The following is a 13,768-nucleotide window of genomic DNA, read 5'->3' as shown; positions in this document are numbered from 1 at the left end:
GCAGCCGCAGGCGGAACCCCATAACACTATGTATGGAATCAACACGATAAAGGAGACGTTATGTCAGTGCTTCTCGAACGTGAAATCGGCAAAAAGGCGTTGCTCATGGGCAACGAGGCGCTCGTGCGGGGCGCGTATGAAGCCGGGCTCGACTACGCGAGCTGCTATCCCGGCACCCCTTCCTCGGAAGTGAGCAACCTGCTGTACGAATTGCAGGGTGCGGGCGGTTTCCGCATGGATTTCGCCACCAACGAGAAAGTGGCGATGGAAGCCGTTGCGGGCGCGTCCATGGGCGGCCTGAACTGTCTGACCGCCATGAAGCACGTCGGCCTCAACGTCGCCTCCGATCCGCTCGGCACGTTGACGTATCTCGGCGTCCGCGGGAGCCTCGTGGTGTACAGCGCCGACGACCCGAGCATGTTCTCCAGCCAGAACGAGCAGGATAATCGGCAGTATGCCCGCCTGTTCGGGCTTCCCTGCTTCGAACCCGCCACCGCGCAGGAAATGAAGGATATGACCGTGGCGGCGTTCGCACTTTCGGCGCAAATGGGGATGCCCGTGATGGTTCGGGCGACTACCCGCGTGGCGCACAGCCGCGGCGTGGTGGAGCTTGGCGACATCCGTCCCAAGGCTGGGCCGCGCCACTATGAAAAGGATTACGCGTTCGTGCCGCTGCCGGGCAATGCCGTGCGCCATCACAAGCGTCTGGTCGAGCGTATGCGCAGCCTGGTTCCGGTGAGCGACGCCAGCCCGTTCAACCGTGTGGAAGGCCCGGCGGATACGCGCCTCGGCGTGGTCGCCAGCAGTGCCGCGGTCAACTATGTGCTTGATGCCGTGAAGGAATGCGGCCTTTCGGATACCGTGGGCGTGTTCCGCCTCGGCATGGCGTGGCCTCTGCCTGAAAACGCCCTGCTGGAATTCCTGCGCGGCAAGGATACGGTGCTTGTGCTTGAGGAGCTGGAGCCGCTGGTTGAGGAAGCCCTCCGCGCGATGGCGCAGAAGAACGGCCTAACCCTGACCATCCTCGGCAAGGGAACCTCCGACCTTTCCACGCTGTACGAATATACCCCCGCCCGTGTGAGCGCCGCCGTAGCCGAAGCCTTCGGCGTCGCCGACGTGACCCCCGCGCCGCTGGATCTCACGGATGCCCCGCAGCTGGTCAACCGTCCTCCGTCCCTGTGTGCGGGCTGTCCTCACCGCATGTCCTACTATGGCGTGAAACTCGGCTGCGAAGGCCGGGACGTCATCTTCGCCACGGACATCGGGTGTTACTCCCTCGGATTCATGCCGCCCTTGCGCATGGCCGACATCGGCGTGTGCATGGGCGCGGCGGCCTCCATGCCCGCCGGTCTGGAACTGGCGGTCGGGGCGGAACAGCGCATCGTCGGCTTCATCGGCGACAGCACGCTGTTCCACTCCGGTTTGACCGGGATCGCCAACGCTGTCTACAACCACCACCGCTTCGTGCTGGTCGTCCTCGACAACATGGTTACGGCCATGACCGGGCATCAGCCTTCACCGGGCCGCGACGCGTCCCTGCCGCAGGCTCCGGGCACGCCTCCGCTGACCAGCATCGACATGGAAGCCGTCATCAGGGCGCTCGGCGTGGAGCACATCCAGACCGTCCGGCCCACCAACCTTAAGAAGGTGGCGGAAGCGACCCGCGCCGCGCTGAATCACGACGGCGTTTCCGTGATCATTTGCCGCGAACCCTGCCCGCTGCACATGCGCCGCCTGTCCAAGGCCAAGAAACCCGTGTTCGGCATCGACGGGGAACGCTGCGTCAACTGCCATACCTGTGTGGACACGTTCGGCTGTCCGGCCTTCCAGCTTCGGGACGGCAATGTGTCCATCGATCCCGTCCAGTGCATCGGCTGCGCCGTATGTGCCCAAGTTTGCCCGAACAATGCGATCCGTCCCCAAAAATAAGTAAGGAGCCGTCATGAATACCTTGAGAATCTATATTGTGGGCGTGGGAGGGCAAGGCAACGTGTTGGCCTCCAAAATGATCGGCGAGGCCGCTCTGAGCATGGGCGTGCCCGTCCTCATGAGCGAAACCCACGGCATGGCCCAGCGCGGCGGCGTGGTGGAGTCCACGGTCGTGCTCGGCGGCGCGCAGAGCCCCACCATTTCCGACAACTGCGCGGACATCCTGCTGGCCTTCGAGCCGATGGAAGCCGTGCGCGCCCTGAGCAAGGCCAATGCCGACACCATCGTGATCACCAACACCGCGCCTGTGGTGCCGTTCATTCCCGGCGGTTCGGCGGCATATCCCCCCGTCGATGAGCTGCTTGCCTGCCTGCGCGCCAAAGTGGGCCGCGTGATCGCGTTCGACGCCCGCAAGGAATCGCTGGAAGCGGGCAACCCGCTCGGCCTGAACATGGTCATGCTCGGTGCGCTGTACGGGGCCGCGGACATGCCGCTTACGAAGGAGAGCCAGATGGAGGCGATCCGCAAGAACGGCAAGCCCGCCTTTGTGGAAAGCAACCTGAACTGCTTCGAGCGCGGTTTCAAGGCCGCTTCCGAGGAAACGGCGAAGGACTGATCCGCTCTGTAAAATCCGCCGGGGGGAGGCTCTCCTCCCGGCTTTCACGAGATGTGTTGCGGGTGGTCTTTGATTGTCCGGCTGTGTTTTCCACCTGAAGGTTCGCTGTCCGGCATTACACGGGGCGACCGGCACGGGCCGGAAAACACTGGAACCCTAGAATCCCGCAACACCTCGCCTGAAGAGAAGAGGGCGGAATTTTTCCCGCCTGAGCAAGTAAAGGAAAGGCTATGCCGCCAGTTGAAACGCTAGGGGCTTTTTTTGTTGCATCGGTGGTCATGGGGCTCGCCCCCGGACCGGACATCCTTTTTGTGCTGACGCAATCGGCGCTGTACGGCGCGCGTGCGGGGTTCGCCACAACCTGCGGGCTGATCACCGGTCTGTTCGTACATATCACCGCCGTATCGCTTGGGGTCGCCGCTCTGTTCCAGAGTTCGGAAACGGCGTTCAATGTGCTGAAATTCGCGGGGGCCGCCTATCTGCTGTATCTGGCGTGGCTCTCTTTCCGCAGCGGAACCTCAAAGGCTTCGCTCCAGAAGGCGCAATTCCCCGGATACGGCACGCTGTACCGGAGAGGGGTGATCATGAATATCACCAACCCCAAGGTGACGCTGTTCTTCCTTGCTTTCCTGCCTCAGTTCGCCGATCCCGCGCGGGGCGGCCTTACGGCGCAGATCATTGCCCTTGGCGCGCTGTTCCAGCTTGCCACGCTGCTGGTCTTTGGTTGCGTGTCACTGCTTGCGGGGCGGGTCGCCGGGCGTTTCAACAGTTCCGTCAAGGGGCAGCTGTTCCTGAACCGTGCCGCCGGTTGCGTTTTCACCGGGCTGGCGGTCATGCTGCTTGTCTCTTCCCGTTGATCGCTCCCCCGATACTTCCCCCCCATACCCCGACGGCCTTCCGTAAAGGAAGATACCCCTTCCGCTACAAAGACCCCTTTCATGGAGGGCCGCCGGGCAACTTCCCCGTTCCAGCCAAAAGGCGGGAAGCATCCTCCTGCTGAGAAGATTGCCTCCCGCCCTGATTGCCTTGCCGCTCGTGTCATGGAAGGTATCCCCGCATCACGGAAGCGGTTCCCGTGCCTTGCCGCAACTTTTTTAGGCCTCGGGAACAATGCCCGCGCAAGCCGTCCGGGTCAGCGGTACCGCAACGACTGGATCTGCTCCCATGTGACGCCTTGCGATTTGAGATACTTGTTGAGCCGGGTCGTATCGTCGGCATGTTTTTTTCGGCCACGCGAAACGCCGAACAGTTTACGTCCGGCCTCCGTGCGTGTGGAGCAGTCACAGCATACCCTGATGACGTTTTCCAGCTGTATCTTGTCGAACAGATCCATCTGATCAAGCTGGGAGGGGGTGAACAGCCTTGACAGCAGCGGGGCCCCCTGTTTCGGGGCGGGAAGCTCGGCGAGGGCCGGGGTATGCCATATCGCACGCAGCCGGATGATCTCCTCCTCCACAAGCTCCTCGTTGATGATGCCGCCGAGGGCGTAGCTCTGCATCCGTTCGATGGACGAGGACAAGTCGCGGAAGTTCCCCGGCCAGATGGCTTCGGGCGACATGGCGAAGTTCAGATAGCGTTCCCGCGCTTCGGGCAGGAAATCCGCCTTGAAGCCTTTCAGCCGCGTGTGGCGGTCAAGTTCGTAGTTGATGTTCGGCTCGATGTCCTCCAACCGTTCCCTGAGTGCGGGAAGCCGGAAATGCCACATGTTGATGCGTGACAACAAGTCGAGGCGGAAGCGCCCCTGCCGGACTTCTTCGGCAAGATCCCGGTTCGTGCCGCAGATAAGCTGAAAGTCGCTGTGTACCGGCGTATCCGATCCGAAGGGGTAGAATTTTTTCTCTTCGATGGCCTTGAGGAGGATCACCTGTATCTGGAGCGGGATCTCCGCGATTTCGTCAAGGAAGAGGATGCCTTCATGCGCCGTCTTGAGCAGCCCCTGACGCACTGTCGTCGCGCCGGTAAAGGAGCCGCGCACATGGCCGAACAGGTTGGAAAGCACGCTTTCGCCCTGCAGTGTCGCGCAGTTCACTTCGACGAAGGAACCCGGGACTAGTCCTTTATTGTAGCGGAGTTCGTAAATTTTTCTGGCAAGATGGGATTTGCCGGAGCCGGTGGGGCCGGAAAGCAGGACGGGCGCGGTGGAGTGGGTGGCCACATGCTCCATTTCTTCGATCAGCTTGTTGAATACGGGGTTTCGGGTTTCGATGCACGACTTGAGGAATGTCTGGGCCGCGACATTGCGTTTTTCCGAATCCGCGATGCTGGCGATCCACTTGCGGATATCCCCCTCGTAGATCTCCATGATGATGTCGCCCGGCTTTTCCGGGTTGGGGGCCAGACGGAGCATCTGGAAGGGCAGGCGCTTGAAGTGGAACAGCATGATCAGCATGAGCGCATGTTGGAACAGGTTGCCCGGCCCCAGATGAAAAAAATACCGCTCGTTGCTCAGATCGAAGCGGTATTGTTCAAAGTAGGCGCTGAACACCTTGTAGGCCGGGGCGATGTCCTCGTAGGTGAGCACGCCGTTGAGGTTGGTGATCACGGGGACAATCTCGGTCTCCGGGCAGACGTTGTTCATGTCCTTGACCAGCGTGGGGACGATGTGCCGGTACAGGTGGCTGATGAAGAAATACAGCCTGTCCACCTTGAAGTCGTGAATGCGCAGCAGCTCCAGCAGAGGGCGCCAGCGGTCTTTCCGATCTTCGCCGGTGTACATATCTAGATGGGAAACCGTGCTGAATACGATGGAACGCATGTGCCCTCCCGCCCGGATACGGAGTTTCCCCTTTGGTTACCAGCACGTGGGCGTGCTGTCCATCCCTTTGGTATTCAAGGCGGATATGAATCGGGTTCAAAGAGGTCCCGTCTGGTCGGAGCGGAAACGGCAATAAGCTGATGTTCGTACTCTTCCCAACGGAGAAGCGCCCTCCGCTCCAGCGGAGCCGAAGGCGCATGCCCCTCACAAGGCGTTTCGCCATAGGGGGCGCGGTACGGCGACCCTACATGACCCCGGCAAGAGCCTTGAGGAGGCGTTCGGCATCGTCGGCCTTGGGGGAAGTGGGCAGGGGCATGAGGATGCCGAGCCCTTCCGTGGCTTCGTGGAATTCGTCGGGGTCCATGTCGCTGACGACGGCGGTGTGGACGCTGGCGTTGATCATCATGATGTCGATGACGGCCTGACGGAGAGCCTTTCCTTCAAGCTCCAGATCGAGGATAGCGAGAACGGGCGGCGTGTGGCGGATGATCGGCGCGGCATCTTCCAGCGATGCGGCCTGTTGGAGCGTGTTGCCCCCGCGCTGAAACACCGGCAGGCATTCATTCCAGACTTCGGGGCGAGGCGTGACGAGCAGCAGTTCCATAATGATTCCTCATACAATGCAACAATAATGGTAAAGGGGATCTTCCCTTCTTCGATTCCCGGGAAAACTGCGGACAGGGATTCGATAAGCGCGAAAGTCTTTGGAGAGGGTGGGGGGGAGGTTTGGAGGGGGTGCGGGAGAACCTTTCCGGAGAAAGGATCTCCCGCACCCCCTCCAATTCCCAATGCCCTAGTGATTCCCGCCGCCGCAGGTGAATTCGGTGGAGAAGGCGGGGAGCTTGCCGTCGAGGAACGCCTGCACGGCCAAACCGACGGTGGGATAATTGCCCGCATAGTAGACGGAAACGCCCGCCTGCTGGAAGCCCATGAGCGGACGCATACCCATGCCACCGGCGAGGAGCGCGGTTACGCCGTGTGAGGCAAGATGCTGCACAGGGGCGAGGCAGCCGCCCTGCTGGTGGGGCACGTTGGGCAGGGTGCCCACGGATTTGATCGCGCCGTCCTCGATCTGCACGATGGTATAGATGTCGCAGTGGCCGAAATGCATACCCATACCGGCTTCAAGGCCACCGGGAAGTGCGGAAGGGATAGCGAGAGTAGACGTGCTCATTGGATTGACTCCTGTTGGTTAAAGTATTGGCAAACGCCGCTGCCGCAGGGCGGATCAGCCGCGCTTTCGAGGTGCGTAAGCCAGTTCGCGGATACGGCCCCAGATGGCGGAGAGCGTGGACGCGAGCGGCGAATCCGTCTCGGTCAGCGCCTTGCGCCGGATCATGGCTCCCGTTACCGCCGGATCAAAGGGCAGTGCTCCCACGACGGTGTAGCCCTTGTCGTCGGCAAGCCGGGTAATGGCCTGTACTTCCTCATGGTTGAGGTCCGCCTTGTTGATGAGGACCGCGACCGGGATGCGGAAGTGGTCGCACAGGGCCGCGACGCGCTCGAAGTCGTGACGGCCCGAAGGCGTGGGCTCCACCACAGCCACGGCGAGGCTCGCGCCGGAGAGCGAGCTGATGACCGGGCATCCCACGCCCGGCGAACCGTCGCAAATGACGAGATCAAGCCCTTGCCGTTTGGCGAGCTCGCGGGCCTGCTGTTTGAGCAGGGTCACGAGCCGCCCGGAATTTTCCTGTCCGGGATAGAGCTGCGCGTGGACGAACGGGCCGAAGCGCGTGTCGCTGACATACCACTCGCCGCACTCCTTTTCGGGAAAGGCGATGGCCTTGGCCGGGCAGAGCGCCACGCACACGCCGCAGCCCTCACAGCGCAGGGGATCGATGCCGTAGACGTCTCCGTCCTTTTTCACAGCATCAAAACGGCAGTGCTCGAAACAGATCCCGCAACGGCGGCAGGCATCCCTGTCGATGACGGCTTCGTTGCCGGAGACGAACGCCTCGCGGGTGTGGACCTGCGGATCAAGCAGGATGTGCATGTCGGGCGCGTCCACGTCGAGATCGCAGACGACCTTGTTCTGGGCCAGATGGGCAAGGCTCGCGCAGACGGACGTTTTGCCCGTGCCGCCCTTGCCGCTGATGACGACGATCTCACGCATGACAGGCTCCTTCGGCGAACGTCAGCACGGCATCGCGCAGGGATTCGAACCGCACCCTCCATTCCGGCGAGGTTGCGGCAATGAGGCGTCCCTTTGCGTACGTTTCGGCGGCGGCGCGATCAAAGGGCAGCTCGCCGAGCACGCGAAGGCCCTGTTCCGCGCAATACGCGCGCAGCGCGCCGTCTCCCTCGGCATTGCCCGGCATGGCGGCCCGGTTCATGATTACGGCCACGGGCTTTCCGATCTGCCGGAAAGCCTGATGCGCCAGCCGGAAATCGTGGAATCCGAACGGCGTGGGCTCGGCCACCAGCAGGACGGCGTCGGCGTCGAGGCCAACGGTCATGGCGGGACAGCTTACGCCGGGGGGCGAATCGATGAGGGCGTCGGCGGGGATCGCCGTGAGCATCAGATCCAGTTTTTTACGCAGGGCGCGCAGGAGCGGCGGGGTCATGGCTTCCCCGATGCGGGAGCGCCCCATGAGGAAGCGGCCCCGGCCTTCCAGTACGGTCCCCTGATCCAGCACGCCGAGTTCGCGGCTGCCGGGCGTAAGGGCTTGGGAGGGGCAAACGGCGAAACAGCCGCCGCAGCCGTGGCACATGTCCGTAAAGATCGTGAGGCGCGAAGCGAACTGGGCGATGGCCTTGTAGCGGCAGATGGCGCGGCAGGCTCCGCACAGGGTGCAGCGCTCGGGATCGAGGATGGGGACTTCCAGTCCGACGGTTTCCGAGGCTTCCACGGCGGGGGGCAGGAACAGGTGCAGGTTCGGGGCCTCCACGTCCGTGTCCACTGCGATGAAGGGGCGGTCCCAGACCGACGCGAGCGACGCCGTAACCGTGGTCTTGCCCGCGCCGCCCTTGCCGCTGGCGATGGCGATACGCATGGCGGGCCTACTTGTTGGGCGCGTCGGCGAAGGGCGCGTCCCCGTTTTTGTATTTTTCCACGGCCTCACGGACGGTCATGCCGTCCAGATCCTGACAAACCTTGATTCCGGCGGCCTTGAGGGCCTCAAACGCCTTGGGGCCGACGTAGCCGCTGAGGACCACGGTCACGCCCGCGGCGGACATGCGCTCGGCGGTTTCAATGCCCGCGCCCTGCGCCATGGTCTGGGAGGCCCCGTTGTCGAGGTAGGACGTTTCCATCGTCTCGGGATTCACGATGACGAAACCGCCCGCCCGCCCGAAGCGCGGGTCCACCATATCGTCGAGCGAAGGGCCTTCGCTGGAAACGGCAACTTTCTGCATGTGAAACTCCTTGTGAGGCTTGTCCGCCTCGGGTTGGGGCGGCAGGACGGCGTAAGTCCCGCCTTCGATGCACAGTGCCCGTCCGTTGACGAGCGCATCGGCCACGGCTCGCCGGGCTTCGGCCAGCGTGCGGCCGAAGGTGTGGCGCGAAACGCGCATCCGTTCAGCGCCTTCTCCGGTGGTGAGCCCTTCCAGATCGGCAAGGCGCAAGGCTTCCAGACCTTCAACGGTCAACAGCGTTTCCGTGAGTTCGGTCATGGGGATCCCGCGCGGCTTGAAATAGGTCACGTGGGGCTTGCGTTCGACGTAGCGACAATTTCTGGGCCTTGCCATGTGCATCTCCGAATAATGTTCAAATGAGCATAACTCAGAAAAAGGCCGTGTCAAGAAAAAGCCGCAGGGAAATCCCAAAAAAGGGCCGCCCTGCTCATCCCGACGAAAACGGAGCCCGCACACGGCAGGCCGTCGAAAAACGGCTTTTCAAGGGGGGATCGAGGTTTTTTATGCCGCAACTCTTGGCAATGGGTGGCCGGACTGCTACAAGAAGCAATGCCCGGCGGAGATCCGGGTGAGGTCTGATATGGAAAGAGAGAACATCAGCGTGGACATCATCACCGTACACGGGCATGAACATGTAGTCGTGATCAACGGCATGGCTTTCGAACTGGATCCCGGTATGTTCGATCCGGCTATCCACAAGATCGAATGGGTGGCTGGACAAGGGGTCATTTATTGGGAAGATGGTCGGGAAAACACGCTGTTCGGGAAAGATGGCTATGATGTTCATATCGCCCCGCTGGTTAGGGCGTTCGGCGAGGAGCAGAGACGGGTCGAGGACAATGTGATCATCCTCGACGCTGAGCGCCGCCAGAGAACCTATGCCACGGCTAAGCAGCGGGCCAACCTGTTGAGCCAGATCCGCGAAGTCGAGGAAAAAATGGCCCGTTCCACACAGGCAATCCTTGCGGCGCAGCTCGCCGGAAAAGTTCCCGAGGGTGAAGACGTGCACCATTTCCTTTCCAACTATACCAGAAAATTGGAACTCAGGGCGCAGCTCACTACGCTGGATACGGATATGTAACCGCCTCGCCCCCGCATGGGGATAGCCATATGCTTAATCATAGAATGACCAGGCCGCCCGTACCCCAAAACAGGGTATGGACGGCTTGATGCGTTTGGGCCAAATCCCGGGGAACAGCGGCATGGGGTGGGGAACCGGATGGGCTGCGGGCTTGGGCCGCTCCCTTTTGTCCCGTCCCCCAGCCATTGGTGTGCCGTGTCGAAAGCTTCTCCCGGTGAAAAGAAGCCCCGGTCAGAAGGCGCGTAGGCTGAAAGAGCCTATCCCGCTGAAACGGTTCGCCCACACAGGCAAGACGCCGCACAGGGTATCGCTGCCTTGGGGCACCGCTGTTTTTTATTTTCCGGATAACCGGTTCAACGCCGGTTCCACGGCATGTGCGAAAGCAGCACGCCGAGGCCGCAGAACCCGGAAATCCCGGCGAAGACCAGCCCCGCGCCGACAAAGGCGGACAGCCAGAAGAACGGATGCCAGAAGGCACTGCCGATGACGCCGATGAGCACCAGGGAACCGGCCGCGATCTGAATCTGACGGAACAGAGGGATGGTTGAGGAGATATGCTCCACGGGAAGCCCCGCCTTCTCCCAGCCGGAGATGCCGCCGTCAAGACGATAGGCCTGCACGTCGCCGGCGAGGCGCTCCAGCAGATCGGAAGCGTTGGCGGTACGGTTGCCCGAATGGCAGAAGAAGACGATGGGCTTGTCCGGGGCGTCGGCGTCCTTCAGAGGGTGTTTGGCGATGATCGAGAGCGGGATCAGCCGGGAACCCGGCACGAACTCTTGGGTGTACTCGTCGGTTTCGCGGATGTCGACAAGCCTGGCTTCGCCCTTGGAAAAACGCTCGAAAGCTTCTTGCGGGGATATGGCTGGAAGCATGGGGACTCCTTTGCCGCGTCTGCATAAGGCGGCTGGTCTTGGGTGGGGTGTTTTTCCCGTAGCACAATACGCTGTAAAAGCGTACGGCACTAGAGAGGCTGGAGCGCGGCGAATCCGTTGTGCCGGCCTCGCGGATAACAGGCCTGTTGGACTGGAAAAGGGATGAAATGGCACTGTTTCTTGCCTCAATCCCGTCGGCGTGATATTCACGGGCCTTCTTTTCACGGCTGCCTTTCTAGGACACGCCCTTATTTTATCGGAGCTGATTATGGCGGAAACCTCTCGCGATCTGTTTGCTTCACGCCTTGGCATGTTGGCGGCCACGCTCGGATCATCGGTCGGATTGGGCAATATTTGGAAATTCCCCGCCTTGACGGGCGAGCACGGCGGCGCTTCGTTTCTCCTCGTGTATATCCTGTCCACGCTGGTTGTGGGGCTTCCGCTCATGATCGCGGAACTGCTCATCGGCCGTTCGACGCGCTCCAATGCATATCAGGCTTTCAAGACGCTGTCCTCGAACCGGTTTTGGTGGATTATCGGCGGATTGGGCATTGCCGGTGCGGTGACGATCCTGAGCTTTTATTCGGATGTGGCGGGCTGGGTGTTCGCCTATATCCCCAAGGCCCTTACCGGAAGCGTGCACACGCAGGATCCCGCCGTGGCCAAGGAAGCTTTTTCATCCCTGCTCGCCTGCCCGTGGAAGTCGCTGTTCTGGCAATGGCTGGTGCTCGGGCTGACGGCTTCGGTCATCCTGCGGGGGGCGTCCGGCGGCATTGAAAAAGCCACCCGCATCCTGATCCCGCTTTTGTTCGTTCTGCTTGTGGTGGTCTGTATACGCAGCCTGACCTTGCCCAACGCGACGGAAGGCCTGAAGTTCCTGTTCATGCCCGATTTCTCGCGTATCGACGGCTCGGTGGTGCTTATGGCGATGGGGCTGGCTTTCTTCAAAATGTCCATCGGGTTCGGCTGCATGATCACATACGGGAGCTATTTCAGGTCGGATACGCATGTGCCGTTCCTTGCCGTCCGCGTGATGGTCTGCGATCTGCTGGTGTCCATTTTGGCGGGCATTGCCGTGTTCCCCGCCGTGTTCAGCTTCGGTTTTGAACCCACGGCCGGGACAAGCCTGCTGTTCCTGACCATCCCCGCCGTGTTCGCGTCCATGCCCGGCGGGCAGCTTTTCACCACGTTGTTTTTTGTCCTGTCCGCCGTAGCTTCAATGGGCGCGATGCTGTCCCTGCTTGAAGTGCCGGTGGCGTGGCTTTCCGAAACCTTCCGCATCTCCCGCCCCCGCGCAACCGTGCTCATGACCCTTGCGCTGATCCTGCTCGGCGCTCCCGCGACCTTGTCCACCAGTGTGCTATCTGACGTTACCGTATTCGGGCTGTCCCTGTTCGACCTGTACGATTTCCTGTCTTCCAACCTGATGCTGCCGTTGGACGGCCTGCTTCTGAGCCTGTTCGTCGGGTACGTCTGGAACCGCAGCGACGCGCTGGATGCCCTGACCAACGGCGGGACGCTGCACAACCTCGCCTGCGCCAAGGCTATCTTGTTCCTGTGCCGCTACGTCACTCCTATTCTTATCGTTATTATCCTGTTGAACGGATTGAAGGTGTTCTAGAGCGGATACGCTTTGAGGCTATGGGGAGTGTGGAAGGAGGGCTTTTCTGAAGAAAAGCCCTCCTTCCGTTCCTTCCAGAGGTTTGCCGAGTAGGGAGATGGTGCGGGAAGGGCACATTTCATTGTTGATTGCGTAAGATTGGTATACGGTTGCAACGAGGGCGGAACTTCGGTTGCAGCCGTTTCCTGTTTTTGGGCAATATGTTGAAGGTGGACTTCAACGGCATATCGGGAAAGTGCCAGTTTTTATCATGAGTGGGCACCAAGCGTCTGTTTCCGGAAGCGTATTGGGGGCCGTGCGCGTGAAAAAAGGGCGGCAGGCCATCGTTCCCCTCAGATAGGAGAAAGGTATGAAATGTCTGTTATGCGACATCAACCCTGCTATGCGTGAAGCGTGGGAAAAAGAGCTGGAGCGGCGGCCCAGGCTGGCGGCGCTGTGTTCGGTCGTGGCGGGAGGCATTACGGACTTGAGGGTGGATGCGGTCGTGTCCCCGGCGAATTCGTTTGGTTTTATGCGCGGCGGAGTGGACGGCGTCTATACCCGCGTTTTCGGGGAAGGCGTGGAAAGCCGGTTGCAGGCAATCATCCGTACGCTTCCCGCGGAGGAACTGCCGGTCGGGGAAGCTCTCATCGTGCCTACCGGACATACGGGCATCCCGTGGCTGATCTCCGCGCCGACCATGCGCAGGCCTTCCGTGCTTCATGACGGCGATCCCGTGAGGCGTTCGGCGCGGGCCGCCATGCGTGCGGGGCTTGAACAAGCATTTGCGTCCATAGCTTTTCCGGGCATGGGTACGGGAACGGGCCGCCTGCCGTTCGATGCGGCTGCGAAGGCCATGTTTGATGGCATGGAAGAGGCGCTTTTTTCTCCACGCTGAGAGCGGCGTTAAACGGGGTTGCCTTCTGGAACAACCGGGCACAATGCCTGTTTGGTGAAACGGACAGCAAAGGAGCGTGTTATGGGAAAGAATATCCTGTGTATTCTGAGCAGCCCGCGGCAAAACAGCAATTCGGGGCTGTTGGCCGAGGCCGTGCTTGAAGGTGCCGCCGAACACGGCGGCAAGGCCGAAGTCATCCGGCTTGTGGAGCGGAACATCAATCCCTGTCACGGCTGTTTCGCCTGCACCCGTTCCGACAGGGGTTGCGTGCAGCACGACGGTATGACGGATCTGTATCCTTTGATCGCTTCCGCCGATGCGCTGGTAATGGCTACCCCTATTTATTATTTCAACATGTCCGGTCAGCTCAAGACGTTTATCGACCGCTGCATCGCCGTGGACGTCGGGGGCGGCAAACGCGGCCTGCGCGGCAAGAAGCTGGCGGTGACGATGGCCTATGAAGGGGAAGATCCCTTCGATTCCGGCTGTATCAATGCTATCCGCTGTTTTCAGGATATCTGCCGCTATACGGGCATGGAGCTGAAAGGGCAGGCGTACGGGACCGCCCTTGAGCCCGGCGCGATCCTCGCCAACAAGAAACTTCTCGATGAGGCCCGCGAGTTGGGGCGTATCCTTTTATCCTGACACGCAATCCCTCTTATC

The 13,768-nt window shown here is 61.2% G+C and carries 14 protein-coding genes; 7 read left to right on the top strand and 7 right to left on the bottom strand.

Annotated elements, in window-relative coordinates; all coding sequences use genetic code 11:
* The first annotated feature begins 60 nt into the window (after positions 1-60).
* The 3 genes from iorA to T370_RS0101110 all read left to right on the top strand — a co-directional run bounded on the left by iorA (position 61) and on the right by T370_RS0101110 (position 3,402).
* Positions 61-1,929 (top strand): indolepyruvate ferredoxin oxidoreductase subunit alpha, encoded by a 1,869-nt coding sequence (iorA, locus tag T370_RS0101120; RefSeq protein ID WP_029434452.1) that lies wholly within the window; start codon positions 61-63, stop codon positions 1,927-1,929.
* 13 nt (positions 1,930-1,942) lie between these two features.
* On the top strand, positions 1,943-2,545 hold the full coding sequence (locus T370_RS0101115; RefSeq protein WP_029434451.1) for an indolepyruvate oxidoreductase subunit beta: 603 nt from the start codon (positions 1,943-1,945) through the stop codon (positions 2,543-2,545).
* Between the two features lie 230 nt (positions 2,546-2,775).
* Complete coding sequence (locus T370_RS0101110) at positions 2,776-3,402, top strand: LysE family translocator (RefSeq protein ID WP_005026181.1); 627 nt, start codon at positions 2,776-2,778, stop codon at positions 3,400-3,402.
* A 275-nt stretch (positions 3,403-3,677) separates the two neighbouring features.
* Here the strand turns inward: T370_RS0101110 and T370_RS0101105 are convergent, their stop codons facing one another.
* The 6 genes from T370_RS0101105 to T370_RS22520 all read right to left on the bottom strand — a co-directional run bounded on the left by T370_RS0101105 (position 3,678) and on the right by T370_RS22520 (position 8,987).
* Positions 3,678-5,300, bottom strand: coding sequence for an RNA repair transcriptional activator RtcR family protein (locus tag T370_RS0101105; RefSeq protein WP_005026183.1), 1,623 nt, complete (start codon positions 5,298-5,300; stop codon positions 3,678-3,680).
* Between the two features lie 244 nt (positions 5,301-5,544).
* Positions 5,545-5,904, bottom strand: coding sequence for a response regulator (locus T370_RS0101100; protein WP_029434450.1), 360 nt, complete (start codon positions 5,902-5,904; stop codon positions 5,545-5,547).
* 189 nt (positions 5,905-6,093) lie between these two features.
* A complete protein-coding gene (locus T370_RS0101095; protein WP_005026188.1) occupies positions 6,094-6,474 on the bottom strand; it encodes a NifB/NifX family molybdenum-iron cluster-binding protein in 381 nt (126 codons plus the stop codon).
* A gap of 54 nt (positions 6,475-6,528) precedes the next feature.
* A complete protein-coding gene (locus T370_RS0101090; protein WP_005026190.1) occupies positions 6,529-7,413 on the bottom strand; it encodes an ATP-binding protein in 885 nt (294 codons plus the stop codon).
* A complete protein-coding gene (locus tag T370_RS0101085; protein WP_005026193.1) occupies positions 7,406-8,293 on the bottom strand; it encodes a 4Fe-4S binding protein in 888 nt (295 codons plus the stop codon). The genes T370_RS0101090 and T370_RS0101085 overlap by 8 nt, the downstream gene beginning before the upstream one ends.
* 7 nt (positions 8,294-8,300) lie before the next feature.
* Positions 8,301-8,987 (bottom strand): DUF134 domain-containing protein, encoded by a 687-nt coding sequence (locus T370_RS22520; RefSeq protein ID WP_034505472.1) that lies wholly within the window; start codon positions 8,985-8,987, stop codon positions 8,301-8,303.
* Between the two features lie 247 nt (positions 8,988-9,234).
* On the opposite strand from T370_RS22520, the gene T370_RS0101075 reads away from it, so the two are divergent.
* Entirely contained in the window at positions 9,235-9,735 is a 501-nt protein-coding gene (locus tag T370_RS0101075) for a hypothetical protein (RefSeq protein WP_005026197.1), read from the top strand.
* 353 nt (positions 9,736-10,088) lie between these two features.
* Here T370_RS0101075 and T370_RS0101070 read toward each other — a convergent pair whose 3' ends face one another.
* The gene (locus tag T370_RS0101070; protein ID WP_005026199.1) at positions 10,089-10,607 is read right to left on the bottom strand and encodes a rhodanese-like domain-containing protein; all 519 of its coding nucleotides are present in this window, start codon (positions 10,605-10,607) and stop codon (positions 10,089-10,091) included.
* 268 nt (positions 10,608-10,875) lie between these two features.
* Between T370_RS0101070 and T370_RS0101065 the strand changes: the two genes are divergently transcribed.
* From T370_RS0101065 to T370_RS0101055, 3 genes are all read left to right on the top strand, one after another.
* A complete protein-coding gene (locus T370_RS0101065) occupies positions 10,876-12,228 on the top strand; it encodes a sodium-dependent transporter (RefSeq protein ID WP_029434448.1) in 1,353 nt (450 codons plus the stop codon).
* A 349-nt stretch (positions 12,229-12,577) separates the two neighbouring features.
* Positions 12,578-13,105, top strand: coding sequence for a macro domain-containing protein (locus T370_RS0101060; protein ID WP_029434447.1), 528 nt, complete (start codon positions 12,578-12,580; stop codon positions 13,103-13,105).
* An 81-nt stretch (positions 13,106-13,186) separates the two neighbouring features.
* A complete protein-coding gene (locus tag T370_RS0101055) occupies positions 13,187-13,750 on the top strand; it encodes a flavodoxin family protein (RefSeq protein ID WP_005026204.1) in 564 nt (187 codons plus the stop codon).
* The last annotated feature ends 18 nt before the right edge of the window (positions 13,751-13,768 follow it).

The organism is Bilophila wadsworthia ATCC 49260, from assembly GCF_000701705.1.
GTDB lineage: Bacteria > Desulfobacterota > Desulfovibrionia > Desulfovibrionales > Desulfovibrionaceae > Bilophila > Bilophila wadsworthia.
The sequence above is the reverse complement of the archived record's forward strand: the minus strand, read 5'-3'. Positions and strand labels throughout refer to the sequence as shown.

Excerpts from the sequence above, each read along its gene's own strand:
- T370_RS0101055 (WP_005026204.1), top strand. The coding sequence starts at position 13,187 with ATGGGAAAGAATATCCTGTGTATTCTGAGCAGCCCGCGGCAAAACAGC.
- T370_RS0101060 (WP_029434447.1), top strand. The coding sequence starts at position 12,578 with ATGAAATGTCTGTTATGCGACATCAACCCTGCTATGCGTGAAGCGTGG.
- iorA (WP_029434452.1), top strand. The coding sequence starts at position 61 with ATGTCAGTGCTTCTCGAACGTGAAATCGGCAAAAAGGCGTTGCTCATG.
- T370_RS0101105 (WP_005026183.1), bottom strand. The coding sequence starts at position 5,300 with ATGCGTTCCATCGTATTCAGCACGGTTTCCCATCTAGATATGTACACC.
- T370_RS22520 (WP_034505472.1), bottom strand. The coding sequence starts at position 8,987 with ATGGCAAGGCCCAGAAATTGTCGCTACGTCGAACGCAAGCCCCACGTG.
- T370_RS0101115 (WP_029434451.1), top strand. The coding sequence starts at position 1,943 with ATGAATACCTTGAGAATCTATATTGTGGGCGTGGGAGGGCAAGGCAAC.
- T370_RS0101110 (WP_005026181.1), top strand. The coding sequence starts at position 2,776 with ATGCCGCCAGTTGAAACGCTAGGGGCTTTTTTTGTTGCATCGGTGGTC.
- T370_RS0101085 (WP_005026193.1), bottom strand. The coding sequence starts at position 8,293 with ATGCGTATCGCCATCGCCAGCGGCAAGGGCGGCGCGGGCAAGACCACG.
- T370_RS0101070 (WP_005026199.1), bottom strand. The coding sequence starts at position 10,607 with ATGCTTCCAGCCATATCCCCGCAAGAAGCTTTCGAGCGTTTTTCCAAG.
- T370_RS0101065 (WP_029434448.1), top strand. The coding sequence starts at position 10,876 with ATGGCGGAAACCTCTCGCGATCTGTTTGCTTCACGCCTTGGCATGTTG.
- T370_RS0101075 (WP_005026197.1), top strand. The coding sequence starts at position 9,235 with ATGGAAAGAGAGAACATCAGCGTGGACATCATCACCGTACACGGGCAT.
- T370_RS0101095 (WP_005026188.1), bottom strand. The coding sequence starts at position 6,474 with ATGAGCACGTCTACTCTCGCTATCCCTTCCGCACTTCCCGGTGGCCTT.
- T370_RS0101090 (WP_005026190.1), bottom strand. The coding sequence starts at position 7,413 with ATGCGTGAGATCGTCGTCATCAGCGGCAAGGGCGGCACGGGCAAAACG.
- T370_RS0101100 (WP_029434450.1), bottom strand. The coding sequence starts at position 5,904 with ATGGAACTGCTGCTCGTCACGCCTCGCCCCGAAGTCTGGAATGAATGC.